This window comes from Desulfovibrio sp. OH1186_COT-070 (assembly GCF_003860215.1).
Classification (GTDB): Bacteria; Desulfobacterota; Desulfovibrionia; order Desulfovibrionales; family Desulfovibrionaceae; genus Desulfovibrio.
This window is the reverse complement of the sequence record NZ_RQYH01000007.1, coordinates 17566-40819: the sequence shown is the minus strand read 5'-3', so window position 1 is coordinate 40819 and position 23254 is coordinate 17566. Positions and strand designations below refer to the sequence as shown.

General features: G+C 61.6%; 23 protein-coding genes, 2 pseudogenes and 1 riboswitch. Of the genes and pseudogenes, 14 read left to right on the top strand and 11 right to left on the bottom strand.

Annotated features, from left to right (window positions below; genetic code table 11):
* Positions 1-45: 45 nt before the first annotated feature.
* From EII23_RS03905 to EII23_RS03890, 4 genes and pseudogenes are all read right to left on the bottom strand, one after another.
* Positions 46-486 (bottom strand): annotated as a pseudogene (locus tag EII23_RS03905) (IS5 family transposase); the annotation flags it as partial.
* A gap of 165 nt (positions 487-651) precedes the next feature.
* A complete protein-coding gene (locus EII23_RS03900; protein ID WP_124792083.1) occupies positions 652-1164 on the bottom strand; it encodes an autotransporter domain-containing protein in 513 nt (170 codons plus the stop codon).
* Positions 1155-4289, bottom strand: a complete 3135-nt coding sequence (locus EII23_RS03895) for an autotransporter outer membrane beta-barrel domain-containing protein (RefSeq protein WP_124792082.1) — start codon at positions 4287-4289, stop codon at positions 1155-1157. The genes EII23_RS03900 and EII23_RS03895 overlap by 10 nt, the downstream gene beginning before the upstream one ends.
* A gap of 182 nt (positions 4290-4471) precedes the next feature.
* A complete protein-coding gene (locus tag EII23_RS03890; RefSeq protein ID WP_124792081.1) occupies positions 4472-5074 on the bottom strand; it encodes a recombinase family protein in 603 nt (200 codons plus the stop codon).
* 273 nt (positions 5075-5347) lie between these two features.
* On the opposite strand from EII23_RS03890, the gene ettA reads away from it, so the two are divergent.
* Positions 5348-7027, top strand: coding sequence for an energy-dependent translational throttle protein EttA (gene ettA / locus EII23_RS03885; protein ID WP_124792080.1), 1680 nt, complete (start codon positions 5348-5350; stop codon positions 7025-7027).
* A 68-nt stretch (positions 7028-7095) separates the two neighbouring features.
* Positions 7096-8682, top strand: a complete 1587-nt coding sequence (locus tag EII23_RS03880; RefSeq protein WP_124792079.1) for a DUF4139 domain-containing protein — start codon at positions 7096-7098, stop codon at positions 8680-8682.
* 108 nt (positions 8683-8790) lie between these two features.
* Here the strand turns inward: EII23_RS03880 and EII23_RS03875 are convergent, their stop codons facing one another.
* The gene (locus tag EII23_RS03875; RefSeq protein WP_124792078.1) at positions 8791-9168 is read right to left on the bottom strand and encodes a helix-turn-helix domain-containing protein; all 378 of its coding nucleotides are present in this window, start codon (positions 9166-9168) and stop codon (positions 8791-8793) included.
* A gap of 544 nt (positions 9169-9712) precedes the next feature.
* Between EII23_RS03875 and hflK the strand changes: the two genes are divergently transcribed.
* Genes hflK through EII23_RS03850 form a run of 5 tightly spaced genes read left to right on the top strand, consistent with a single transcriptional unit; the run spans position 9713 to position 14385 of the window.
* Positions 9713-10858: an FtsH protease activity modulator HflK gene (hflK, locus tag EII23_RS03870; protein WP_124792077.1), complete on the top strand. Its 1146-nt coding sequence runs from the start codon at positions 9713-9715 to the stop codon at positions 10856-10858.
* Positions 10858-11706 carry a protease modulator HflC gene (hflC, locus tag EII23_RS03865; RefSeq protein ID WP_124792076.1) on the top strand — a complete coding sequence of 283 codons (849 nt, stop codon included), beginning with the start codon at positions 10858-10860 and terminating at the stop codon, positions 11704-11706. Before hflK ends, hflC begins: the two co-directional genes overlap by 1 nt.
* Entirely contained in the window at positions 11703-12815 is a 1113-nt protein-coding gene (locus EII23_RS03860; protein WP_124792075.1) for a lytic murein transglycosylase, read from the top strand. Before hflC ends, EII23_RS03860 begins: the two co-directional genes overlap by 4 nt.
* A 33-nt stretch (positions 12816-12848) precedes the next feature.
* On the top strand, positions 12849-13505 hold the full coding sequence (locus tag EII23_RS03855; RefSeq protein WP_124792074.1) for an HDIG domain-containing metalloprotein: 657 nt from the start codon (positions 12849-12851) through the stop codon (positions 13503-13505).
* Positions 13468-14385, top strand: a complete 918-nt coding sequence (locus tag EII23_RS03850) for a D-alanine--D-alanine ligase (RefSeq protein WP_124792073.1) — start codon at positions 13468-13470, stop codon at positions 14383-14385. The genes EII23_RS03855 and EII23_RS03850 overlap by 38 nt, the downstream gene beginning before the upstream one ends.
* A gap of 32 nt (positions 14386-14417) precedes the next feature.
* On the opposite strand, the gene EII23_RS03845 is transcribed toward EII23_RS03850, so the two are convergent.
* From EII23_RS03845 to rfbF, 6 genes and pseudogenes are all read right to left on the bottom strand, one after another.
* The gene (locus tag EII23_RS03845; RefSeq protein WP_124792072.1) at positions 14418-14906 is read right to left on the bottom strand and encodes a cupin domain-containing protein; all 489 of its coding nucleotides are present in this window, start codon (positions 14904-14906) and stop codon (positions 14418-14420) included.
* Positions 14907-14962: 56 nt separating this feature from the next.
* Positions 14963-16075: a CDP-glucose 4,6-dehydratase gene (gene rfbG / locus EII23_RS03840; protein WP_124792071.1), complete on the bottom strand. Its 1113-nt coding sequence runs from the start codon at positions 16073-16075 to the stop codon at positions 14963-14965.
* A 173-nt stretch (positions 16076-16248) separates the two neighbouring features.
* Positions 16249-16347 (bottom strand): annotated as a pseudogene (locus tag EII23_RS03835) (glucose-1-phosphate cytidylyltransferase); the annotation flags it as partial.
* A 335-nt stretch (positions 16348-16682) separates the two neighbouring features.
* Entirely contained in the window at positions 16683-16955 is a 273-nt protein-coding gene (locus EII23_RS03830; RefSeq protein WP_124792070.1) for a Txe/YoeB family addiction module toxin, read from the bottom strand.
* The gene (locus tag EII23_RS03825; protein WP_124792069.1) at positions 16955-17230 is read right to left on the bottom strand and encodes a type II toxin-antitoxin system Phd/YefM family antitoxin; all 276 of its coding nucleotides are present in this window, start codon (positions 17228-17230) and stop codon (positions 16955-16957) included. The genes EII23_RS03830 and EII23_RS03825 overlap by 1 nt, the downstream gene beginning before the upstream one ends.
* 28 nt (positions 17231-17258) lie before the next feature.
* On the bottom strand, positions 17259-18032 hold the full coding sequence (rfbF, locus tag EII23_RS03820; protein WP_124792068.1) for a glucose-1-phosphate cytidylyltransferase: 774 nt from the start codon (positions 18030-18032) through the stop codon (positions 17259-17261).
* On the opposite strand from rfbF, the gene EII23_RS03815 reads away from it, so the two are divergent.
* The 7 genes from EII23_RS03815 to cobI all read left to right on the top strand — a co-directional run bounded on the left by EII23_RS03815 (position 18031) and on the right by cobI (position 23207).
* Positions 18031-18222 carry a hypothetical protein gene (locus EII23_RS03815; RefSeq protein WP_124792067.1) on the top strand — a complete coding sequence of 64 codons (192 nt, stop codon included), beginning with the start codon at positions 18031-18033 and terminating at the stop codon, positions 18220-18222. The genes rfbF and EII23_RS03815 overlap by 2 nt on opposite strands.
* 53 nt (positions 18223-18275) lie before the next feature.
* Positions 18276-18518: a hypothetical protein gene (locus tag EII23_RS03810; protein WP_124792066.1), complete on the top strand. Its 243-nt coding sequence runs from the start codon at positions 18276-18278 to the stop codon at positions 18516-18518.
* Between the two features lie 57 nt (positions 18519-18575).
* Entirely contained in the window at positions 18576-18890 is a 315-nt protein-coding gene (locus EII23_RS03805; RefSeq protein WP_221620359.1) for a type II toxin-antitoxin system death-on-curing family toxin, read from the top strand.
* 366 nt (positions 18891-19256) lie between these two features.
* A riboswitch (cobalamin riboswitch) is annotated at positions 19257-19436 on the top strand.
* A 151-nt stretch (positions 19437-19587) separates the two neighbouring features.
* Positions 19588-20652, top strand: a complete 1065-nt coding sequence (locus EII23_RS03800; RefSeq protein ID WP_124792158.1) for an iron ABC transporter permease — start codon at positions 19588-19590, stop codon at positions 20650-20652.
* Positions 20652-21545: an ABC transporter ATP-binding protein gene (locus tag EII23_RS03795; RefSeq protein WP_311768151.1), complete on the top strand. Its 894-nt coding sequence runs from the start codon at positions 20652-20654 to the stop codon at positions 21543-21545. The genes EII23_RS03800 and EII23_RS03795 overlap by 1 nt, the downstream gene beginning before the upstream one ends.
* Positions 21478-22497 carry an ABC transporter substrate-binding protein gene (locus tag EII23_RS03790; protein WP_124792065.1) on the top strand — a complete coding sequence of 340 codons (1020 nt, stop codon included), beginning with the start codon at positions 21478-21480 and terminating at the stop codon, positions 22495-22497. The genes EII23_RS03795 and EII23_RS03790 overlap by 68 nt, the downstream gene beginning before the upstream one ends.
* Positions 22494-23207: a precorrin-2 C(20)-methyltransferase gene (cobI, locus tag EII23_RS03785; RefSeq protein WP_124792064.1), complete on the top strand. Its 714-nt coding sequence runs from the start codon at positions 22494-22496 to the stop codon at positions 23205-23207. The genes EII23_RS03790 and cobI overlap by 4 nt, the downstream gene beginning before the upstream one ends.
* Positions 23208-23254 lie beyond the last annotated feature (47 nt).

The window sequence follows — 23254 nt, the reverse complement described above, 5'->3', positions numbered from 1 at the left end:
CAGGTTCTCGACAGACGAAAACAGTATCCATATTGATTGAAAAAAGGAGCCCTGATGGGCAACCTCTCTAAGCGGCATACCATGCGCATCCACGGCCAGATGTATTTTGGTGTTGAGCCCCCCCTTTGTGCGACTCATCGCCTGGTTGCCGCCAACCGCTCCCGCAGCATGGGGATGCACTTTGCAATGGCTTGCATCAACCATTAACCACTTATAGTCAGGCTCAACCACGAGCACCACAAGGAGTTTTTCCCAAACGCCCCGGTCACGCCAACGGCAAAACCGGCGATAGGTATTTTCCCAGTCCCCAAGGTCAGGAGGCAGATCGCGCCATGGCGCTCCCGTTCATAATATCCAGAATACCGCGTTGACAAACAGCCTGTTGTCTCCGGCCGGGCGACCAACACTCCCCTTTTTGCCGGGAAGATGTGCCCGTATATTTTCCCAAACCCTGTCACAAATATCGTGTCGTTGATGTGCGTACATAGCCTCTCCTGTCATGCAGGAAGAGGTGTTATCATAATATTCATAGTTTGACGACGCTATCTAGGGGCATTTCATCTGAAGTGTCGTGCAGGCCAGCCAAATGCAGTGCTGCCGGGCACAGCCAAAGTGGCTGTGCCCGGCAGACAGGAAGGAAAAGGCTACAGGCTAGAACTCGTAGCGCAGCGTGCCGAAGACGCCGTGCCCGGTGCGGTGTTCCGATGCCTGGAGGTTGTAGTTGAGGCCGACGCTGAAGTCGCCCTTGGCAAGTTCAAAGCCCGCGCCGCCGTCAAAGGTGAGGTAGTCCACCACCTGCATCTTCATTTCGGCACTGCTGTCCACTCCGGGGATGCGCACCTTGCTCCTGGCCTTCACGTCGCCCGTGGCCGGGATGACGCCAAGGTCCAGCTGCGGCTTGAAGGTCCAGCCGTTGGCGCTTTCCAGATTGGCGGCAAAGGTCAGGCCCAGGGGGAACGTCCAGATGGACTGGACGCTGCGGTCCACTTCAAAGACCGTGTCGCCGCCGCTGGTCACGTCATGCTTGTCGGTCACAAGGCCCAGATAGCGCACGCTCACGTGGGGGATGATGTCCAGCACGCCCGCGTTGAACTTGTATTCCGCCTTGAGGCCCGTATTCCAGGCATGGCTGGTGACGTCGGACTTGAGGTCGTTCATGAGCATGGAGGCGGGCAGTAGTTGCTGGTATAGCCCACATCGGCGGTGAGGCCGAAGTTGTTGTATACCCAGCCGCCGTAGAGGCTCACGCCCCAGAAGTTGAAGCGGTTGTCCGTGCCGTTGAAGTCCCCGCTGGATTTGGCATAGCCAGCGCCGATGTTGAAGGCCGCGCCAAAGCGGAACATGTCGTTGACAGTATAGTCCGCGCCCAGGGCGATGCCGCCCAGGCTGCTGTGGTAGCCGCCCTCAAAGTCGCCGGACTCCATGCCCCAGACGTGGCTGGTCTGGTAGAGCGGCATGAGCCAGAGGCCCAGGCCGTTTTTCATGCCGTCGCCCGCGCTCATGCCGGAGAGGCTCACGCCATCGGCATCCTGATGCAGGGCCACGGTGCGGTGGCTGTCCGTACGCGGCAGGGCCAGGGAGGTACGGTTCAGCGCCGCGCCCGAGGCCACGTTGGCCACGTTCATGGTGCTGGCCTGCACCGCGCCCACCGGGGCGATCTGGGCTGCGCCCTCGATGGTGGCCGCGGCCTTGTCGCGATCCTGTCTGCCGATGTAGTTGTCGCTCACCGCGCGGGACACAAGGCGCACGCCCGCATTGTCCGAAGCGGGGTCAATGCCGGTCTGCGTCACCACATCGCCGACCAGCCCGCTCATTTCGCCGGACATTTTGGGGAACATGTCAGAAGCCGCGTTGGCTTTCAGGGTCACGCTGTACTTGCCGTCGGCTGCGCCAAACGTGCCGCCCGTGGCCGAAAGCAGGGCCGTGCTGGTGGTCAGGTTCTTTCCTGTCCAGCTGGTGGGCGCGGTGGCGGCGCCGCCGTTGAACTTGTCAGTGATGTGCACTGTGCTGCCGCCCTTGCCGCCCACGATGTGCAGCTTGGCTCCGCCGTTCACGTTGAGGGCGCTGGCGGCGCCGTCACCCGTGAGGGCCACCTTGTCGCCCACGCCCGCGGCGTCCACCACCAGCAGGGACTTGTCGGCGAACTTCGCGGTATTGGCAGTGGCCGCAGCGCCGCCACTCACCCAGGTTCCGTCCACATTGATGCCGCCCGCGGCGTCCAGGGTCTGGGGAGCGCGCAGAGCCAGGGCTGCGGTAACGTCCTTGCCCCAGAGGCCGTGCCCGAGACTCTGGTAGTTTGCCACTTCGTTCCGCAGCCAGCCGGCATCGGTGCTGCCCAGAGAGACCATGCTGTTCTGCCCCACGTTCATGAGGCCGTCCACAGTGCTGGACGCAAAGGTCAGTCCGCCCAGGGACGCGTTGGACGTATCGCCCGCCGCCACAAAGGGCGGGTCAAAGTCAATGCGGCCGCCGTTCATCTGTATGCCAGAGGCAACGAGGGTGCCCTTGCTATTGGCGTCGCCCACGTTGATTTTTGTGTGTCCAGCGCCCTTGACGCCGCCGTTGACCGCGAGCGTGGCGCCATTGTGCACGTTGATGGTGGTGCCTGTGGCTGTGGAGGCGTCAACCTTGCCGCTGATGGTATGGCTGCCGCCCTGCACAGTGATAACGTTGGTGCTGGTTCCGGCGGTTTTGATGCCGCCGTTGATGGTATGGTTGTTTCCGAGCACATCAAGCGTATTGACGCCGGAGCCCTGCATGGTGATGCCGCCGGCCAACTTTTTGCCCTCGGAAGAGTCCATGCCCAACTGCAGGCTGGCTGTGTCCAGGGTAAGGGCGACTGTGGAAAAGTCGGACGTTTGTCCGCTCAGCGTCAGTCGTGCCCCGCTACCCACCGTGGTGCCCACGCCTGTGATGCCGCTCACGCCAACGCTGTTATTGATGGGTGCTCCGTTACTTTTCACAGCATTTTCCATCACGGCGACACTGGCGCCGGCAAGCTGCTGCAATGTCTTGCCCGCCACATCGCTGACCGCAACACCGGCGATAAGCCCTTTGCTGGCGCCCGTCAGAAGATTCCCCCTCAGCGTGGTGAGGTCAGCCAGAGTCAGTGTTTTCCCATCCAGAAATTGCAGCATTCCGCCGGATTCGACCAGAACTTTGTTCACGCCGCCCTTGAGGGTAGTATTGTCAGCGTTAACCACATTGGCAAATTTTACCTTCAGCGCGCCTCCGTTCGCTACGGTGATGCCCTTGCTGCCGTCAGCCTCCACGTTCTTCACGGCTCCTGCAACCTTCAGTTTGGCGGATCCCGAAGAAGAACCCACGGTCACAAGGCTGTTGTCGGCCTGCGCAAGGCTGCCGATGGTCCACCTTCCCTTGTCCACATTCAGTTTTCCGGTACCGTTGACGTCCACAGCCGCAGCAGTTTCCCGACTGGCAGAAGAGCTTTCGCCGTTGTCCCGGAGGAAAACCTGACCCTTCGACACGGCAAACGTACTGCCGTTGAAGAACGTGCCGTCCCCCGTGCCGCCGGTGAGAGTCAGTTTCGCATCATCGTGGTTATGCGTATAGGTATTTGTTGCGGCATCCAGCGCAAGCTTGCCGGCACTGAGGGATCCCTTCGTCAATGCATTGGTTATGTTGCCGCCGGTGAGGGACAGCTTGTTGCGAACCACAAGCTGTCCGTCCGTGTCCAAAAAGATTTTCCCGTTGGCAGCCGCATCGTCAGCGAGACTGCCGTATGCAATTTGCAGATCTTTCACCTCAAGCCGACCGCCTGTGCCGCCCCCCAGAGTAATTTTGCCCTGTTCCAGTTGCAGCTTCTCCAGTCCCGTCAGCGATCCCCCATTCTTGACCTCCAGTTCAGCGCCGGCGCTCAGAAAACCCAGATGCGCGCCGGTCACCTTGCCGCCGTCAATGACGAGCTTTTCTTTTGCCAGCAGGCCGGTTTTGGAACCGTCCGCCTCCGGCGTGCCGATGTGCAGGTCCTTCGCCGAGTTCAGCGCGCCGCCTGCCTTCACGGTCACAGCTGTTCCGGTCACCTTTCCCTGCCGCGCGATGTTCAGCGTGCCGCCGCTGTTCACGTCAATGGTGGTGTATTCTTTTTTAACGCCGTCCGCCACCTCTTGCGTATTGTCAATGGTGACAGGATCAGCGGCCAAAGCTGTGCCGCCAAGCAGGCTCGCGCCCAGCAGCAGAGCGCCGAACACGTTGAGCAGACGGCATTTTTTCAGAACAGCCCGGTAGCGCTGCACGAGCATACCCAGAGCGCCTTGAGTCAATTGCATAACCATCCTCCTTAAATTAATACATAAACGCCTTTTCCCGCCCACTGCCGGAAAAGTACACTTTTTCGCCAGAGAAAAAGTGCAAAGAAAAAGAGGCAAGAGAAGAAAACTTTCTCTTGTGCTTTGGTAAAATATTGGATAAAAGAAGGCGTGGCGAAAAAGTGTACTTTTTCGCCAGGCAATCAGGATGATCTGCGGAGCGCCAGAGCCTGATAGCGAAACGTCGAGCGCGCCATCCCGCACCGTTTTGCGGCCTCAGCGGCACTGATTTTTCCGTTTTTCCAGAGCGTGTGCATACGAAAAAAATTCTCCGGCAGCGGCTTTGGCTTGCGGCCGAACCTGACGCCGTTCTTTTTGGCAACGGCAATGCCTTCCGCCTGCCGTTTGCGGATGTTTTCGCGCTCGCTCTGCGCCACAAACGACAAGACCTGAAGCACCACATCGGCGATGAAGACGCCCAGCAGATCCCTGTCACGCCGCGTGTCGAGCAGGGGCATGTCAAAAACCAGAATATCGACCTTTTTTTCCTGGGTCAGGAAGCGCCACTGTCTCTGGATTTCCCGGTAATCACGGCCCAGCCTGTCGATGCTCGTGACGCAGAGCTGATCGCCGGGCCGCAGGCGGCGCAGCAGGGCCTGGTAGCGGGGACGCCGGAAATCCTTGCCTGACTGCCTGTCCGTATATGTGTTGTCGGCCGGAACACCCCGGCGGAGCATGGCGGCACGCTGGCGTCTTTCATTCTGCCCGATGCTGGAAACACGGATGTACCCGTAGATATTGCCCATGATGTTTTCTCCTTTTCCCTTGTGGTGGCGCTCACGGATGCCGCGGGCAGCCCGAGAGGCCGCCCTGTTGCCCGTGCTGCGCCATGCCGTGCACCTCGCGCGCCGCCACGTCCGTTCCACCCGCCATCCGCAAGGGATGCGTGCAACCGCCCCTGCCTGAAGGCAGGGGCGGTCTTGTCAAACGGGCGGGCAGCGGCTACCCTGATGCCTCAATTTTGCGCTTTTTCCTGCCGCTGTGCGCGGCCCGCCAACAGTCACCCTTTGAGGAGCGTCATGAGCAACGAACCGGACAAGATCATTTATTCCATGATTCGCGTGAGCAAGCGCCACGGCCAGAAGGAAGTGCTCAAGGATATTTCCCTCTCCTATTTTTACGGAGCCAAAATCGGAGTTCTGGGGCTCAACGGCGCGGGCAAGTCCAGCCTGCTGAAGATACTGGCCGGAGTGGACCAGGCCTTTGAGGGCAAGACCGTACTGGCTCCCGGATATACCATCGGATATCTGGAGCAGGAGCCTCTGGCCGGTGAAGCGCGCACCGTACGGGAAGTTGTGGAAGAGGGCGTCAGCGAGCTTGTGGCCATTGCCCGCGAGTTTGAGGAGATCAATGCCCTGTTTGCCACCGTTGCCCCGGAAGAGATGGATGCCCTCATGGAGCGGCAGGCCAGGGTGCAGGATCTCATGGATGCCAAAAATATCTGGGATCTGGACTCCCGCCTGGAAATGGCCATGGACTCCCTGCGCTGCCCCCCCGGCGACATGCCTGTCTCCCGGATTTCGGGCGGTGAGCGGCGGCGGGTGGCCCTGTGCCGTCTGCTGCTGCAAAATCCCGATATTTTGCTGCTGGACGAACCCACCAACCATCTGGACGCGGAGTCCGTTGCCTGGCTGGAGCGCTATCTCTCCACCTTTCCCGGCACCGTCATTGCGGTGACCCACGACCGCTATTTTCTGGACAATGTGGCGGGCTGGATTCTGGAACTGGATCGTGGCCGGGGCATCCCCTGGAAGGGCAACTACTCCTCATGGCTTGAGCAGAAGCAGAAACGGCTTGCCCATGAGGACAAGGCCGAGGCCGAGCGCCAGAAAACCCTGCAACGCGAACTGGAATGGGTGCGCATGTCGCCCAGGGGGCGGCACGCCAAGGGCAAGGCCCGGCTCAACGCATACGAGGCCATGCTCTCGCACGAGAGCGAAAAGAGGGCGCCGGATCTGGAAATCTATATTCCGCCGGGGCCGCGCTTGGGCAAAAAGGTCATCGAACTGGCGGACGTCAGGAAAGGCATGGGCGAAAAGCTTCTCATGGAGGGCGTCAACGCGCTTGTTCCGGCGGGGGCCATTGTGGGCATCATCGGCCCCAACGGCGCGGGCAAGACCACGCTGTTCAAGATGCTGACGGGGCAGGAAAAACCCGATGCCGGCGTGCTGGAGGTCGGCGAGACAGTGCGCTTTGCCCATGTGGATCAGGGGCGGGACTCGCTGACGCCCGGCAAGACTGTGTATGAAATCATCAGTGAAGGCGCGGAAAGCGTGCGTCTGGGCGGGCGCGAGGTGAATGCCCGCGCCTATTGCACGCGTTTCAATTTTCACGGCGCGGATCAGCAGAAAAAGGTCGAGGTTCTGTCCGGCGGCGAGCGCAACCGGCTGCATCTGGCCTGCATGCTCAAATCGGGCGCCAATGTGCTGCTGCTGGACGAACCCACCAACGATATTGACGTGAACACCATGCGCGCTCTGGAAGACGCGCTGGACAATTTTGCGGGATGCGCGCTCATCATCAGCCACGACCGCTGGTTTCTGGATCGTGTGGCAACGCACATCATGGCTTTTGAAGGCGATTCCCGTGTGGTCTTTTTTGACGGCAATTATTCGGAATATGAGGCTGACCGCAAAAAAAGGCTGGGCAAGGAGGCCGATACGCCGCGGCGCATCAAGTTCCGCAAGCTGACAAGGTAGGGCATTGGGACTTCGCGGCGGTTCGTGCGCCGCGTATTCGAGGGATTTTTTCTTGCCAGGGAGGCACAATGCGTACTTTCAGATTTTCGGGATTTGACGCGGGGCGGCGTTTGCTGGGCATGGTTGCGGGCGCTGCCGCCGGTTTGTGCATCATGCTCCCGGCTGCCGCGCAGGCACAGACGCCCGGCCTTGCGGCGCCGGCCTCCGTCAGGCTGTCGCCGGGAGGCGGGCTGCTGACCGTAGCGCACCATGCGCCGGTGACAACACGGGACGGAGTGAGCGAAGTGCGGATTGTCCTGCCCGAAGGGGCCGAAGACTGGCAGGTGCGCATTCCGGGCAATACGGTTGTGCGCTGGTCATCCGCGCCCCATGTGCTGGAGCGCAGCGGCGGGGCCAGCTCCCTGCGGGACAAGAAGCTGAACGAACTGAAGGTGCTGCGGGGCAGCTTGGCCTCCGTCAGCGCCCGTCTGGCGCTCTGGGCAGGCCAGACGGAAAGCGGCGTGTACAACGATGTGGTGCAGTTGGAAAAACGCATGGCCGAAGCCGTGCCCGTCCTGACGGAGGAGAAGGCCGATCTTGAGCGCCGCATTGCCCTGCTGGAGCAGGAGTTGAAAAAACTGCGCGGCGGCCCGGATCTGGGGCAGATGATCACGCTGGTTCTGAAAAAGAGCGTCGCGGCTTTTGGCGTTCCGGTGGAATACAGTTATACGCTGAAAGATTGCGGGTGGCGTCCGGTGTACATTTTTGACGCCCAGCCCGACAGGGGAAGCGGAGACGAAACCGATGTGCGCCTGATGGCGGAAGTCTGGCAGTACTCCGGCATGGATTGGGACAAGGCAAAGCTCACTCTTGTGTCGCAGGCAGAGGCGGGTCGCGAGCCGTTTCCGCTGCGTTCCTGGATTCTTGAGGCGCGTGAGCCTGCCCTGGAAAAAAGGAGCAGAAGCGCGGCGCCGATGGGGCATGCCCTGCAAGCGGAGCCCATGGTGGTGGAGTCCGCAGAGATGGGTGGCAGGCAAAGGGAGGAGCCGGCTGTTGTGGCGGATGTCAGCGGCGTCTATGCCACGTGGACGCTGGCGGCGCGCGGCCTGCCCGAAGGGCATTCACGCCTGCTGATGGTGGAGGATGTCTGGAAAGCCCGGCTGGAATGGCTCTCCCGTCCTTCGGAGCAGGAAAACCGCGTCTGGTTTGTGGGCCGCTACACTCTGCCCGCAGGGCAGGTCTGGCCTGAAGGCCCGGCGGAATTCTGCATGGGCGGGCAAAGCGTGGGGCGGGGGCATTTTCGCCCATCGGGCGATGAAGCCACCCTCTTTTACGGGGCAGACCCGCGAATCAGGGTCAATACCGTGGCGGACAAGAGGGAGCGCGGCGAAAGCGGCTTTCTCAAGAAAAGCAGCACCTGGACATGGGGCTGGACATATGAGGTGGTCAACGGCAGAGACAGGGCCGTTACCGTGCGCCTTGAGCGGCCCCTGCCCAGAGCCGTGGATCAGGAGATCAGCATTACGCAGGCCAATCAGCCGGAGGCGCAGGAAGACAGGAAAAAGCACATGCTTTTCTGGGATGTGGCAGTGCCTGCGGGCGGCAAGGCAGAGGTCAGGCACAGCGTGACCGTGTCTTCCCCCAGGGAGATGCTGCTTTTCCCCACCGCCCCGTAGCGCGCTTTTTCAGCGCGCCCGCAACGGATGGCACAAACCCCCATTTCAGGCAATGGGGGTTTGTTTTTTCTGCGGCGGCGGCAGAAAAACTGCAATACTGTGTGCGGCCTACAAAAAGACTTTGTAGGCAATGTCGAACACTTCTCCAAGGCGCATGGCCATTGCCCTGGAAATGGGGCGCTTTCCGCTTTCCATGGCTGAAATGCTGTTTTGTGTGGTGCCCAGCCTGCTGGCAAGTTCCTGCTGCGTCCATTCCATCTTGCCCCGGAAACCACGCAAAGCCATAGCCGGATTCGCGTCAGGAAATACTTCCTTGACGCTATATATCTTTTCGCCATCTTCATTTACCCGGCGCAGCCTGAGCCCTGCCAGGGGAAGTATGCCGCTCAATGCTTCGAGAACAGCGTCAGCCTTGTTTGACGGAATGGAAAGATTGATCTCCGTATGGCCCCCGTTGCCGGGAAAAACCTTCACATCTGCGTTCATGGCAAAACTCCTATGCAAACCGGCTGTAGTTCACGCTGCCGTGAGGGCCGACATACCGTATTTCTGTGATGCGCACTTCCCGGTCCAGCACCTTCCACACAACAACATAGCGTGGGACCGCTGTTCAGGTGGCAGTGATGCACATCCCTGCCTCCCACGATCAGGCCATAATTGCGCCAACTCCTTTGCTCCGGGCCTTTGTGCTCCAGATCAAGGGCCAACGCAAGAACGCGATCCTGCATTGCCGCAGGGAGCTTGCGCAACTGCTTTGCCGCCGCGTTGGAAAAATTCACTGTCCAGTGAGGGGCATCGGGCGGATTTTTCACGCACAAAACATATCAATTTTTTATATGCTGTCAACAAAAATATCCAATGTTTGATATGTTGGTTGAGAGTAAGATCGGTCTGGTACGCTCTGAAAGCGCCCCCCTGCCTTGACCGCTGTCTTTTCGTGCCCTATGCTTTTCTTCCGGCTGTTTTGCAGATGGTGTTGCCGCAGGCCGGGCGAATCTTCCCTGTTTTCAACAAAAAGGTATACATTTTCATGAATTGGGATTGGGACAAATTGCAGGAAAAACGGCAGAGGCAGGGCAATACGCCGCCTCCGCCGCAGGACGATTTTGACGACAGCGAGATCAATGAGCCGCCGCGCGCCAGGCGCAGTCCTTTTGGCGGACGTCCCCCGGAGGGGGAAAATCCTTTTGCGAAAATCCCCCGGATGAATCTGCCCGGCGGCAAGGTTTTTCTTCTGGTGGCTCTGGCTGTGGTGGGGCTCTGGCTTCTTTCGGGCATTTATATTGTCAACCCCGACGAGCAGGGGGTTGTGCTGCGTTTTGGCAAATACAACCGCACTGAAGGCCCCGGCCCGCACTACGCCTGGCCTGTGCCCATCGAGTCCGTCTACAAACCGCAGGTGACGCAGATTCTGCGCAGTGAGGTGGGCTTTCGTTCCGTGGGGCAGAGCGCGACCTTCCAGCAGGGGCAGGTGCGCACCATTCCGGAAGAAGCATCCATGCTCACCGGGGACGAAAATATCGTGAACGTGCAGTTCAGTGTGCAGTACAAGATCAGTGATCCCGTGCAGTACCTGTTCAATGTCAGCGCCCCCACGGCTCTGGTGCGCAACGCTGCCGAGGCGGCCATGCGCGAGGTCATCGGCAACAGCGAGATCGACTCGGCCATCACCGATGGCAAGCTGAAAATCCAGAACGAGGCCACACTCCTTTTGCAGACGATTCTTGACCGTTACGGCGCGGGCATCCAGGTCATTGCCGCCCAGTTGCAGGACGTGCATCCGCCGCAGGAAGTCATTGACGCCTTCAAGGACGTGGCCAGCGCCCGTGAGGACAAAAGCCGCATCATCAACGAGGCGGAGGCCTACCGCAACGAGCTTCTGCCCAGAGCCAGAGGACAGGCGGCGGCCCTGCAGAACCAGGCCGAGGCGTACAGCGCGACCCGCGTGCGCACCGCAGAAGGTGATGCCGCCCGGTTTGACGTGCTGCGCGTGGAGTACGAGAAGGCGCCCAAAGTGACCGAGCAGCGCCTGTACTACGAAATGGTGGAAGATGTCCTTTCCCAGGCGGACGAAAAAGTGGTCATGGACGGATCTGCCGCCAGCCGCGCCCTGCCGTACCTCACTCTGCCCGGCCTGAGCGCCCCCGCGGCTCCCAGACTGCTGGAGAAAAAATAATGCGTGCCAATCCCCTGTTTCCTGTTGTGGCGCTGATGGTTGCCGTTGTCTTGGGCAGCCAGTGCTTTTTCATTGTTCACCAGACGCAGAAAGCCCTGGTTCTGCAACTGGGCGAGCCGCTCTCCCGCGTGTACGGTGCGGGGCTGTTTTTCAAACTCCCCTTCATTCAGCGCGTCATATACTTTGATTCGCGGGTTCTGGATTATGAGGCCCGTTCGCGCGAAGCCTTTACCGTGGACAAAAAAGCCATTGTTCTGGACAATTACGCCCGCTGGCGGATCATAGACCCCCTGCAGTTCTACCGGACCATGCGCACCATTCCCGGAGCCCAGGCCCGCCTGGACGACGTGGTGTATTCCCAGTTGCGGGCGCTGGTGGGCGCATACACGCTGACCGAGGTGGTTTCCTCACACCGTGCCGCCATCATGAAGGAAGTGACCAACAAGGTGTCTTCCCTGATGAACAGTTACGGGGTGGAGGTGCTGGACGTGCGCATCAAGCGCACGGATCTTCCGGCGGAAAACCAGCGCGCCATCTTTGAGCGCATGCGGGCGGAGCGCGAGCGTCAGGCCAAGCAGTACCGCTCCGAGGGTGAGGAGGAATCCACGCGCATCCGTTCCGATGCGGACCGCCAGCGTTCCCTGATCCTGGCCGAGGCGGCGCGCGCAGCCCAGATCGAGCGCGGCAAGGGCGATGCTCAGGCTGCCGGAATTTATGCCGGAGCCTACAACAAGTCGCCCCAGTTCTATGCCTACCAGCGTTGGCTGGAAGCCATGCGCAAGGCCCTCAAGGAAAACAGCAAAATGGTTCTGGCCAGCGACGCGCCTCTGCTGGCTCCGCAAAAATGACAGGCAGTGCGCGAAAAAAAGAGCCTCATGCGCCCGCCGGATTTTCCGGCGGGCGCTCTGCCCGTGCGCGCTGGCGGGCGGCGGGTCTTGTCTGCTGCATGGTGCTCTGCATTCTTGCGGCTGCCTGCGGCGGAGGGCACACGGCGTCCCCTCCTGCCTTGCCTGTGGGGCAGCCGCAGCTTCCGGCCAGGGGGCAACCGCAGGAGGCCCCCCCTGCCGGAGAGAGCGGCCTGCCGTCCGTCTGGCTGCCGCTGGCCGAAAAACTGGCCGCAGACGGTCTTTCCGGCCCGAGGGTGGAGGCTCTGCTGCTCACGCTTGGCGATACGCCCACGCAGTCGCCCATGGGGCGCAAGATGCGCGAACTGTATCTGCGCAAGTTTTTTCCGCGTCCACCGGCGCAGGGTGCGCCTCCCCGGTATTACAAGGGCGTGGTTTCCGAGGGCAATGCCAGGCTGTGCCGTGACTTTGTCGAAGCCCACAGAGAAGATTTCGAGCGCGCCGAAAAAACATATGCCGTGCCGCCCGCCATCGCCGCCGCGCTCCTCTTTGTGGAAACACGCCTCGGCACGGTTCTTGGCGATGTGCCGGAAAACGCCTTCCAGACTCTGGCGGGCATGGCGGTCAGCCGCACGGTTGAGGACATTGCCGACTGGCTGCCCCGCATGCCGGAATACGAAAAGCATCTGGACTGGTTCGCCGAGGTCATGCCCCGGCGCGCGGACTGGGCCTACAGGGAAGTCCGCGCCCTGACGGAATACATGCTGCGCGAGAATGCGGAGCCGGAGAGTCTGCCCGGCTCCATCTACGGGGCCGTGGGCCTGTGCCAGTTCATGCCGTCCAATATCGCGGTCTACGGGGCTGACGGGGATGCTGACGGCAGGGTGGATCTGCTCACTGTTCCCGATGCCGTGGCGAGTCTGGCCAACTATCTGGCCCGGCACGGCTGGAAGGCGGGCCTGAGCCGTCAGGCGCAGCACGGGATACTCATGAAATACAACAAGTCCGTGGTGTATGCCAACACCATCCTGGCTCTGGCCGATCTGGTGGAGGGCAGGGCGGCTCCCACGCCATCGGCGAAAAAAACCTCCGGGAAAGCGGCGAAGCGTTGACGCGCCGCTTGTCGCGGTGGCATACTGTACGCCATGAAAAATTCTTCCGCGCAGTCCAAAACGCAGGCCGGGGCCGGAAAGCGCCCGCTTTCCCAGCTCCCCCAACTGTCCCTGCCCTGCGCCGCAGCATCCGTGCCCGACGATGACGCCTGTTTTGCCCTTTGGGACAAATACGACATGCTCCCCAATATCCGGCGGCACTCCCTGCTGGTGGCCCATGTGGCGGAGTGCCTGGCCCGGCGCGCCGCTGATATGGGCATGAATGTTCGCGTGCCGGAGGTGCGCGCCAGCGCGCTCCTGCACGATATTGCCAAGACGTATTGCGTGCGTTACGGCGGCAGCCATGCCCAGCTCGGAGCTGCCTGGACAGTGGCCGAAACCGGCAACCATGCCGTTGCGCAGGGCGTCATGATGCATGTCTGGTGGCCCTGGCCCCTGCCGCAGGGAGCGGGCATCTGCTCCCTGCCTTTTTTTGTGATCTATGCGGACAAAAGGGTCCGGCACGACCGCTGTGTTTCCCTTGAAGAGCGGTACGAGGATCTGCTGGAGCGGTATGGCTGTTCGGAAAGCGCGCGTGAAGGCATCCGCGAGGCGCACCGGCAGGGCAAAATGATGGAAAGCGCCCTCGCGGCGCAGTTGGAGTGGGCTGTTCATGAAGATTCTTTTGATTGCGGGCGGGTGGTCGCCTGAGCGCGAGGTTTCTCTTGCCGGGGCGCGGGGCATGCGGGAAGCTCTGGAAAAGCGTGGGCACACGGTGCGCTTTTTCGATCTCCGGGAAGAAATGGACGACCTTCTGCTCCGGGCTGCGGAGCACGATTTCGCCTTCATCAACCTGCACGGCGCGCCCGGCGAGGACGGCCTTGTGCAGGCCATGCTGGAAAGAGTGGATTGTCCCTACCAGGGGTCCGGCCCTGCGGCGTCATTTCTGGCCCTGAACAAGGCTGTTGCCAAGCAGATTTTTCGCCATGCCGGGCTGCCCACAGCCGACTGGGAGTTCCTGCCCGCGCGTCCTGCCGCGGGCTGGCAGCCGCGCCTGCCGTATCCGCTTTTTGCCAAAAGCAATACCGGGGGATCGTCCCTGCTTCTGGGGCGCGCGTGTGACCGTGCCCAACTGGACGCTGTGCTGGAGCAGATTTTTTCTGCAGGGGACGAAGCCATTCTGGAACCGGCGCTTGAGGGGCAGGAAGTGACGTGCGGTGTGCTGGGCAGCGAAGCCCTGCCGCCCGTGCTCATTGAACCTCTGGCCGGAAAGTATTTTGACTACACAAGCAAATACACGCCCAACGGCGCACGGGAAGTATGCCCCGCGCCCATCGGGCCGGAACTGACAGCGCGCGTCCAAAAGCTTGCCCTGGCGGCCCATGCCGCGCTGGGGCTTGAGGGGTACAGCCGCGCGGATTTCATTCTGGACGACAGCGGCGGCCTGACCCTGCTGGAGGTGAACACCCTGCCCGGCATGACGCCCACAAGCCTTGTGCCGCAAGAAGCGCTGGCCGTGGGCATGGATCTCGGCAGCCTGCTGGAGCGGCTCATGGCCCTGGGGCTGGAAAGGGCGGCTGCCCGGCGCTGAACGCCCTGCCGGCAAAAGGGATTGGGGGCGGATCAGCTTTTTCCCCAGCGATAGGGAATGGCCGGATCGTCAGCGGGCAGGCGGCGGCTTTCGGTCGGGTCGTGGGCAATGTCCGCGCAGTTGCAGATCAGGGCGGGGGAGTTGCCGTGCGCGGCAAAGCCGTACCAGATGCCGGGCGGAATGCGCAGCAGGGCGTAATGGTCGGGCCTGCCCAGAAAAAGCTCGCACAGGACGCCGCGGGTGGGTGAGCCGGGGCGTTGGTCGTAAAGAACAATCTTGAGCAGGCCCGAAGGCACGGCAAAAGTCTGCTGCTGCCGCGTGTGCAGCTTCCACGCCTTGACATGGCCGGGATGAACCTCGGAAAAATAGACTTCCCCCGGCCCGCCGCAAAAATTCGCAAACAGGGGTGAGTCCGGGCGGAACATGTGCAGCACCGGCCCCCCTTCTGCGGGGATGACGGCAAGCGGTTGCAGCAGAAGGCCGTCGATTCCCGTGTTCTGTATGGCATTCTGACGTGGCATGGCTGCTCCTTTGCAGGCAGCAAGCTTCTTTCGACTTTGCCGCCCCAGGGGGCGTTTCAGGCCCAGATCTGCTTTCTCTGCCGGGCCGCGTTGACGTATGCGGCAATCTGTCCGAGGCTGAATTCCAGCATGTTCTGGGGCTGTTTTCCGCCCTGTCCGTGGTGGAAGCAGTGATACCATTCCGCCGTGTAGCGTATGGTTTCCGCAAAGTCGAGGGTGGCCTTCCAGCCGAGATGGGCCAGCGCCTTGTCACAACAGAGTTTGAGCAGCGTGCATTCCTGCATTCCGGCCTGACCGGCCGTGTCCATCTGGCTGCTGAATCCCGGCCAGTGCAGGGCCAGAGCCTCCACCATTTCCGCCACAGTATTGTTGACATCCGCGGCAGGCCCGAAATTGTAGGCTTGGTTTTGCGGGTCAAAAGGCGTGTTTTTGCCCAGCAAAAGGCGTGCGCCCAGCCAGAGATAGCCGGAAAGCGGCTCCAGCACGAGCTGCCAGGGGCGTGTGGCCCAGGGGCTGCGTATCTGCACGGGCTGGCCAGCAGCCCAGGCCCGCGCGCAGTCGGGCACAATGCGGTCGGCGGCCCAGTCGCCCCCGCCGATGACGTTGCCCGCGCGTACGGTGGCACAGGCCGGGCCGTCCTTGAAGAAGCTTGCAAAATACGAGTGGGCAATGATCTCCGCGCAGCCCTTGGAGGCCGAATAGGGATCGGAGCCGCCCAGATGATCTGTTTCGCGGTAGCCCCAAACCCATTCGTCATTGCGGTAGCACTTGTCCGAAGTGATCATGACCACCGCCCGCACATCGGGGCATTGGCGCACGGCCTCAAGCACATTGAGCGTGCCCAGCGCATTGGCCTCGAAGGTCAGGGCCGGGTCTTCGTACGATTTGCGCACAAGTGCCTGAGCGGCCAGATGAAAAACCACTTCAGGGTGGAAATGGCGTATGCTGCTTGCCAGGCTGTCCCGGTCGCGAATATCGCCCCGCAGGTCAGCCTCCAGATGCGGCCCGAGGTTCATGGCTTCAAAGTGCGAGGGGGTGGTGGGCACGCCATCGGAAAAACCGCCCACCACAGCGCCCAACTGTGTCAGCCAGGCAGCCAGCCACGAACCCTTGAAGCCCGTATGGCCGGTGATGAAAACCCGGCGTCCCTGATATGCGTCGGAAAACATGGCTATTCCTTGTTGTTTGGACGGCCGAAAGATTTTTTCTTTTTCGGCAGTGCGTGTTGTGATGCGAGGCAGTTTTTGCGCGGTTCCCGTTTGCCCGTGCCTCGCGCAAGGCTGTTTTTTCTGCGCGGCACAACGCGGCAAACGGCCGCGGAGACTCACGTCCGCTTGGCTGCCCAGAGGCCCCGGCCGCCGATTTCACCCATGGGCCTGGGTTTGACCGAGGCTTCTTCTCGCAGGCGGGCGCCCTTGCCGCCGCACATGATGACTTTCATGGAATTTCTCGCTGTCGCATGTTGGCTGTGCCTGTGTCTGTATCAGAGCCGAGCGGGGAAAAAAAGACCCGCCGGAAAGGGTTGGCACAGCCTGATTGCCGTCACCGCCTTCGCCTGCACGGCGGCCTGTGCAAAGCATCGAACGCAGACATATCGTGCAGGGCATCATCAAGACCTGCGCTAACCTCGGCAGGTTCGGCGCCCTGTTCAATTCCGCCCTGGCGGACGGCAACTGCCATGAACATGATTTACGCCGCCTGCTGCGAGAGGCTGGCTGTCGGCTGGGCAAAGCGAACCGAAAGCCGCGACATGAGGACACGGCGAATCCCCGCAGGTCAGTGCTTATTGTAATGATAACGGCACTGCACAATGGTCAGGGTGTCGGATTTTTCGTCCCAGGCATAGACAAGGCGGTGCTCTTGGTCGATGCGGCGCGACCAGAAACCGGCAAGCTGGAATTTCAAGGCTTCCGGCTTGCCTTCGCCTTCAAACGGGGTGCGCAGGGCGGCGGCAACCAGCAGATTGACGCGCCTGCATTTCTTTTTGTCGTGCTCCTGCCAGTGCAGGTAGTCCTCCCAGGCTTTGGGGGTCCATGTCAGCAGAGCCATTATTCACTGTTCTCTGCGGGGATATGGGCAAGGACACGCGGGACGGCTTTGCCCTGTTGCAGTTCGGCAATGCTTTCCAGCAGCCGTTCCGCGTTGGCCGGATTCCGCAGAAGGTGCGCGGTTTCTTGGATGCTGTTGTATTCGTCCAGCGACATGAGCACCACGGGCCGGGCTTTTCGGCGGGTGATGACCACGATGTCGCTGCCATCGCACACACTGTCCATAAGGGAAGCCAGATTTTTTCTGGCTTCGGAATAGCCGATGGCGTCAAGCATGATTACACCTCTCTTGTACCATAGGAAATCACGCCCGCGTTGTCCAGAAGGCCCGGCCTTTGTCCCACATTTCGTTGAGCTTCAGAGAGTCGCGCAATGTGTCCATGCACTGCCACTGTCCGGGATGCGGATACATGGAAAGCTGCCCTTCCGCGGCCAGTCTTTGCAGGGGTTCCTTTTCGAGGTCACAGCTCTCGTCTTCGCTGAGGTAATCCAGAAATTCCCTTTTGAAAACAAAAAAGCCGCAGTTGATGTATTCGTCCAGCACGGGCTTTTCTTCCCAGGAGAGAATTTTCCCCTGGGGGTCGGTGCGGACCGTCCCGAAGCGGGAGGGCATCCGCACGCCGGTGAATGTGCCGATGGTGCCTGCCTGCTCGTGAAAGGCCACAAGCTTGTGCAGGTCAATGTCGGCAACGCCGTCTCCGTAGGTGACCATGAAGCGTTCTGTGTCGATGTGCCGGGCAACGCGCTTGAGGCGCGCACCCTTGAGGGTTTCCTGCCCCGTGTCGCACAGGGTCACGCGCCAGTCTTCAATGTGCGTGGGGTAGGTGGTGACGCTGCCGTCTTTCAGATCAACGGTAAAATCCGTATTGCGCATGGTGTAGTCATGAAAGTACTGCTTGATGGCTTCTCCCTTGTATCCCAGAGGCAGCACAAAATCCCTGAAGCCGAAACGCGCATAAATGGACATGATGTGCCAGAGTACGGGACGGCCGCCGATTTCAACCATGGGCTTGGGCTTGACCGAGGTTTCTTCCCGCAGGCGGGTGCCCTTGCCGCCGCACATGATAATGACTTTCATGGAGCTTCTCCTGCTGTCGCATATTGGCTGTGCCTGTGTCTATACCAGAGCCGCACGGGGAAAAAAAGACCCGCCGGAAAGGCTTGCCCACAGGTTGGGTGCGGTCGCCGCCTTTGCCCGGCAATGCCTTTCGCTGACGTTCGGTGCGGTGATGCGCATGCGCTACGGACTGTTTGCCTCTGTATCATGATATATCTTGACATTTCATGATGCAGAGGTATCCCTGATTCTGTGAGGTGCATCATGCAAACGACATCCGGACATCCGCAAAAGGTAAAATTCGCGACTCAGGCCGATCCTGAACTGCTCGCCATGCTCAGAAAAATCGCCGGGGAAGAAGGCAGGCAACTGCAATCCCTTGTGGACGAAGCCCTGCGCGAATATATTGAACGCAAGCAGGGAAAAGCCCCCCGCAGGCATGTTGTACAGGCCCTGCACGCCAGCATGGGCCAGTTCGACGCTCTGTACCGGGAGCTTTCCAGGTGAGGGACTACCTGACACCCGTGGAAGTGCTGGCCCTGCACCGTGCCTTGATTGAACGCTATGGGGGTACCAGCAGCATACGCGATATGGGCGCGGTGGAAGCCGCCGTGTTCCGCCCCCAATGGCGGATACTATGCAGATATTGTTGAGGAAGCTGCGGCTCTTCTGGAAAACCTGCTCATCAATCATCCCTTTATCGACGGCAACAAGCGTGCCGCGTTTGCCGCCTGTGACGTGTTTTTGCGCATCAACGGTCATGTGCTTGATGCGGAGCCGGACTGGATATATCAGCGTATAATGGTCTGGATAGCGGCATCGGAGGATCGCTTTGAGCTGATTGTGCGGGATTTGAAGGGCTGTATTGCAAAAGTTTGAGGTGCTGACCCCATCTGTTGCAAAAAACAGCTTCCGGTTTGCTGTGCCTGCCCCCGTTTGTCCAGGCAACGGGCAAGCTCTTCCCGGGAAGAGGCTCCCGTCTGCCCGAGACAGGCGAGAATATGATCCTGGCGTTTGGTAGTCATGGCTCTTTCTTTTTTGAGTATCATTTGACAGAATTTTCGTATCATTTTTGAAACGAAAGCTCAATGCGGAGGCCATGAACTGCTGGCGTGTCCGCAACAGGGGCAGGGGGTGCCGGGGCAGGCGATCCTGCCAATCCCCGTTGTTTTGCTGCGCCCCTGTTTGCGGATTGAAATTGAAGCGCGCAAAAGGGCGGCATTGACAGCCGGTACAGGCGCGCCGTATAGAAACAGCGGTAACGGTAGCCGGATTTTTCCGGCTTGAAAAGGGAATCCCGTGGAAAGCGGGAGCGGACCCGCCGCCGTAAGGTTCATGATTCTGCTCCATCCAGCGCCACTGGAAACGGGAAGGCCGGGGCGGAAGAACCAAGCCGGAAGACCTGCCGTTGCCCGCGGTCGCCGTGACAGGCTGCCGCGGCAGGCGGCATTGCAGCCGCTGCGGCAACGGGTTTTTGCCGCGGGCAGAGGAAACACGGGCCTCTTCCACAGGGTTGGGAGAGGCTTTTTTTGTTGCTGTCCGGGCCAAGGGCAGCCGTGACACAGGCAGGGGCGGCATGAGCCGACGCGCGTTTTTTTCTTTTTTTTGCGCATCTTCCGCGCGCTGGCGGCTGGTTTTTCCCGCTCTGGTTCTGCTCTGGCTTGTGTCTGTTCCGCTGGCCTGCCTGCCCGGCCCGGCGTCTGTGCCCGCAGGAGAGGTTGTTGCGGCTCTGGCGGCTTTTCTGGGGCTTGCGCCTTTGCCGGATGACCCGGTGCGCCTGTTGGTGGTGGGGCATATCCGGCTGGCACGGGTCTGTCTGGCTCTGCTCTGCGGAGGCGCGCTGGCTGTGGCCGGGGCAGCCCTGCAGGGGGTTTTGCGCAATCCTCTGGCGGATCCCTTTACCCTGGGAATTTCTGCGGGAGCGGCCTGCGGGGCGAGCCTTGCCATTGCTTTCGGGCAAATTCCCGGCCTGTGGACGCTCTGGCCCTGGGCCTCTCCGGCTCTGGTGGCTCCAGCGGCCCTTGCGGGCGCGCTGGCGGCTCTTGCGGGCACGCTCTGGCTGGGGAGCGCCCACGGTTCTTTCCGCCGGGAGAGCGTGGTGCTTGCGGGCATTGCCGTGGCCGCCTTTCTGGGTGCTCTGGTGGCTCTCATCAAGGCTCTGAACGAGGAATCCGTCACCAGCATCGTGTTCTGGATCATGGGCTCCCTGCAGGGGAGGGGCTGGGAGAACATGCCCCTGCTGCTGGCAACATTTGTTCCGGGCCTTTTGGCCGTGGGCCTGGGGTGGCGGGCACTGGACGTGCTGGCCTTGGGCGACGAGCAGGCCGCCCAGACAGGCCTTGACGTGGGCCGGGCGCGCTTCTGGCTGCTGGCCGGAGCCAGTTGCATGACCGCAGGCTGCGTGGCCGTGACGGGGATCATCGGCTTTGTGGGGCTGGTGGTGCCGCATGTGCTGCGCCTTTTGCTGGGCTGGGGAAACGGGCCTCTCCTTGTGGGCGCTTTTTTCGGGGGGGGGCTGCTCCTGCTCTGGGCCGATGTACTGGCCCGCAGCGTGCTGTCGGGCGGGCAGGAACTGCCCGTGGGCGTGGTGACGGCCCTGCTGGGCGGTCCTTTTTTTGCCTTCATGGTGCGGAGGCGCTGATGCCGGGCGGCGCTCACGCCATGCTGGCGGCAGAAAATCTCTGCGCCGGTTACGGCAAAAACCGCGTTCTGCACGGTTTGAACCTTGCCCTGCGGGCAGGGGAGTGCGTGGCTTTGCTGGGGGCCAACGGCAGCGGCAAAACAACCCTTTTGCGGGCACTGTCCGGGGGAATCCCCGTCAGGGCCGAACGCATGGAAGTGCAGGGGCGGGATTTTTTTCGCCTGCGGCCCCGTGAGCGGGCGCGCATGATTGCCGTGGTGCCGCAACGCGGGCACTGCCCGCACGAAATGACCGTGCGCCAGATGGTTCTGCTCGGGCGGTATCCTCACTTGTCCTGGCTCGGAGCATACGGCGTTGCCGATCATGCGGCCGCAGACAGGGCGCTGGAAGAAACCGGCGCGGCCCCGCTGGCCCGGCGCCGTCTGGGCGAGCTTTCCGGCGGAGAATTGCAGCGCGTGCTTCTGGCCAGGGCCCTGGCCCAGGGCAGCCCCCTCCTGCTGCTGGACGAACTGGCCGCGGGCCTTGACCCGGCGCGCATGGTGGAACTTTTTGACCTGCTGGAAAAACGCCGGGCAGCCGGTGCCTGCGTGCTCATGGCCGTGCATGACTGCAATCTGGCCGCTGTCTATGCCACACGTCTGGTGGGGCTGAAGGCGGGGCAACTGCTTTTTGACGGCCCGGTGGGCCAGGCCTTTACAGAGGAGAACCTCGGTGAACTTTACGGTTTGCCTGTCACAGTTCTGCCCCATCCGCTCTGGGGACTGCCGCAGGCTCTGCTCGCGCAAGCGTCAGGCCCTCACCATACGCGGGCTGCGGGGGTGGAGGATGGCGGCGGCCCTGCTGCTCTGGGGGCTGCTGTCGGCATTTCCGGTTCCGCAGGTTCGCGCGGCTGAAGGCGCGCCGTTTGCGGTGACGGACGATACGGGCTTCACCGCGCATTTGCCGGGCCCGGTGTCCCGCGTCATTGCCCTGTACGGAGCCTTCAACGAAATTTTGCTGGCGCTGGATGCGGGCCATGTGCTGGCGGCCCGCACCTCTGCCGACCAGAGCGCGGCTCTGGCCCATCTGCCCGTCATCGGCACCCACATGCGCCCCAATGCGGAGCTGGTGGCAGCGGCGCGGCCCGATGTGGTGCTGCAAATGGCAGGCCGTGAAGAGGCGCGCCTGCAAGCCGGGAACTTGCGGACCCTGGGCATGACAGTGCTGACCTTTGAGATGAATTCTTTCGCGCAACTCTTTGCCGTGACGGAAACTTTGGGACGCCTCGCCGGGCGGGAGGAACGGGCGGCAGAGCTTGTGCGCGGCTGGCGGGAGCGCCTTGCGCGCCTGGACGCCCTCTACGGAGATCGCCCCAGGGTGCGGGTTTTTTTTGAGGCGCGCTATCCCAATCTGCTGGGCGCGGGCCGTGGGGGCATTGCCAGCGAGATCATTGCCCGCGCGGGAGGGGAAAACGTGCTGACAGAGGCCCAAAAACTGGTGCGTTGCAGTGAGGAGGCTCTGCTCGCCGCCGACCCTGATGCCTATGTGGTGCAGATCGGCCCCATGAATCCCGCCCCGCCGCCTCCGGCCTCGCGCGCGCACTATAAGGGATTGCGGGCTGTTCGGACAGGAAGAGTGCTCATGGTGCCCGAAGACATGTATTCCCGTCCCGGCCCCCGCGCTCTGGACGCGGCGGAGGAATTGGGCCGCTGGCTGCACCCGCAGGAAGCGGAATACGCGCCAGCCGCGCGGCTGGCGGAACGGATTTTGCCCGGAGCGGGCGGGATTTTTTGGGGCCACGGCCTCCGGAAGCAAGAGAATATGTTCTCCGGAGGCCGGATCAGACCACAGGGGAGTAGTGAATGAACGGTGTTTTGTACGGCATCGGCGTCGGGCCGGGCGCTCCCGACCTGCTGACGTTGCGTGCCGTTGCGGTGCTGGGCAGGGTGGACGTTGTGCTGTCGGCGGCGTCCTCACGCAACGAATATTCCCTCGCGCTGGAAGCCGCCCGGCCCCATCTGCGTTCCGGAGTCTGTATCCGGAGGCTGGATTTTCCCATGACGCGGGACAAAGCCGAATTGCTCCGCGCCTGGCGCGAGGCCGCGCGCATCACGCAGGATGTGCTGGAGGAGGGGCTGAACGCGGCCTTTCTGACCATCGGCGATCCCCTGGTCTACAGCACCTTCGGCTATCTCATGCGCACGCTGGCGGAGTGCGCGCCGCATCTGTCCGTGCGGGTTGTGCCGGGCATCACGTCCTTTCAGGCCGCCGCGGCCCGCGCCCGCACCGTGCTTTGTGAAAGCGGCGAGACGCTCTGTATTTTGCCGGGGATCAACAGCCGTGAAGAGCTTGAAGACTGCCTGAAACACGCGGATACTGCCGTGGTGCTCAAGGCGTACCGCAACCTTTCCGCCATCCGGGACGCCCTGCACACAACGGGCAGGCTGGAAAATTGCCTGCTGGTCAGTCAGGTGGAGCAGGACTCCGAGCATATCCGCCAGGGCATTGACCTTGCGGAGGGCGTTCCGCCCTACATGTCTCTGGTTTTGAGCAAAAAACCCGCATCCGGCAGATGAAGGGCGGCCCGGCTGCCCGCGCCGCTACTTCTTGCTTTCTTCCCGAT

What these genes read in the sequence shown, in the direction of transcription:
- EII23_RS03900 (WP_124792083.1), bottom strand. Translation starts at nt 1,164, where the DNA reads ATGCTCATGAACGACCTCAAGTCCGACGTCACCAGCCATGCCTGGAAT.
- EII23_RS03895 (WP_124792082.1), bottom strand. Translation starts at nt 4,289, where the DNA reads ATGCAATTGACTCAAGGCGCTCTGGGTATGCTCGTGCAGCGCTACCGG.
- EII23_RS03890 (WP_124792081.1), bottom strand. Translation starts at nt 5,074, where the DNA reads ATGGGCAATATCTACGGGTACATCCGTGTTTCCAGCATCGGGCAGAAT.
- ettA (WP_124792080.1), top strand. Translation starts at nt 5,348, where the DNA reads ATGAGCAACGAACCGGACAAGATCATTTATTCCATGATTCGCGTGAGC.
- EII23_RS03880 (WP_124792079.1), top strand. Translation starts at nt 7,096, where the DNA reads ATGCGTACTTTCAGATTTTCGGGATTTGACGCGGGGCGGCGTTTGCTG.
- EII23_RS03875 (WP_124792078.1), bottom strand. Translation starts at nt 9,168, where the DNA reads ATGAACGCAGATGTGAAGGTTTTTCCCGGCAACGGGGGCCATACGGAG.
- hflK (WP_124792077.1), top strand. Translation starts at nt 9,713, where the DNA reads ATGAATTGGGATTGGGACAAATTGCAGGAAAAACGGCAGAGGCAGGGC.
- hflC (WP_124792076.1), top strand. Translation starts at nt 10,858, where the DNA reads ATGCGTGCCAATCCCCTGTTTCCTGTTGTGGCGCTGATGGTTGCCGTT.
- EII23_RS03860 (WP_124792075.1), top strand. Translation starts at nt 11,703, where the DNA reads ATGACAGGCAGTGCGCGAAAAAAAGAGCCTCATGCGCCCGCCGGATTT.
- EII23_RS03855 (WP_124792074.1), top strand. Translation starts at nt 12,849, where the DNA reads ATGAAAAATTCTTCCGCGCAGTCCAAAACGCAGGCCGGGGCCGGAAAG.
- EII23_RS03850 (WP_124792073.1), top strand. Translation starts at nt 13,468, where the DNA reads ATGAAGATTCTTTTGATTGCGGGCGGGTGGTCGCCTGAGCGCGAGGTT.
- EII23_RS03845 (WP_124792072.1), bottom strand. Translation starts at nt 14,906, where the DNA reads ATGCCACGTCAGAATGCCATACAGAACACGGGAATCGACGGCCTTCTG.
- rfbG (WP_124792071.1), bottom strand. Translation starts at nt 16,075, where the DNA reads ATGTTTTCCGACGCATATCAGGGACGCCGGGTTTTCATCACCGGCCAT.
- EII23_RS03830 (WP_124792070.1), bottom strand. Translation starts at nt 16,955, where the DNA reads ATGGCTCTGCTGACATGGACCCCCAAAGCCTGGGAGGACTACCTGCAC.
- EII23_RS03825 (WP_124792069.1), bottom strand. Translation starts at nt 17,230, where the DNA reads ATGCTTGACGCCATCGGCTATTCCGAAGCCAGAAAAAATCTGGCTTCC.
- EII23_RS03815 (WP_124792067.1), top strand. Translation starts at nt 18,031, where the DNA reads ATGGAGCTTCTCCTGCTGTCGCATATTGGCTGTGCCTGTGTCTATACC.
- rfbF (WP_124792068.1), bottom strand. Translation starts at nt 18,032, where the DNA reads ATGAAAGTCATTATCATGTGCGGCGGCAAGGGCACCCGCCTGCGGGAA.
- EII23_RS03810 (WP_124792066.1), top strand. Translation starts at nt 18,276, where the DNA reads ATGCAAACGACATCCGGACATCCGCAAAAGGTAAAATTCGCGACTCAG.
- EII23_RS03805 (WP_221620359.1), top strand. Translation starts at nt 18,576, where the DNA reads ATGGGGGTACCAGCAGCATACGCGATATGGGCGCGGTGGAAGCCGCCG.
- EII23_RS03800 (WP_124792158.1), top strand. Translation starts at nt 19,588, where the DNA reads ATGAGCCGACGCGCGTTTTTTTCTTTTTTTTGCGCATCTTCCGCGCGC.
- EII23_RS03795 (WP_311768151.1), top strand. Translation starts at nt 20,652, where the DNA reads ATGCCGGGCGGCGCTCACGCCATGCTGGCGGCAGAAAATCTCTGCGCC.
- EII23_RS03790 (WP_124792065.1), top strand. Translation starts at nt 21,478, where the DNA reads ATGGCGGCGGCCCTGCTGCTCTGGGGGCTGCTGTCGGCATTTCCGGTT.
- cobI (WP_124792064.1), top strand. Translation starts at nt 22,494, where the DNA reads ATGAACGGTGTTTTGTACGGCATCGGCGTCGGGCCGGGCGCTCCCGAC.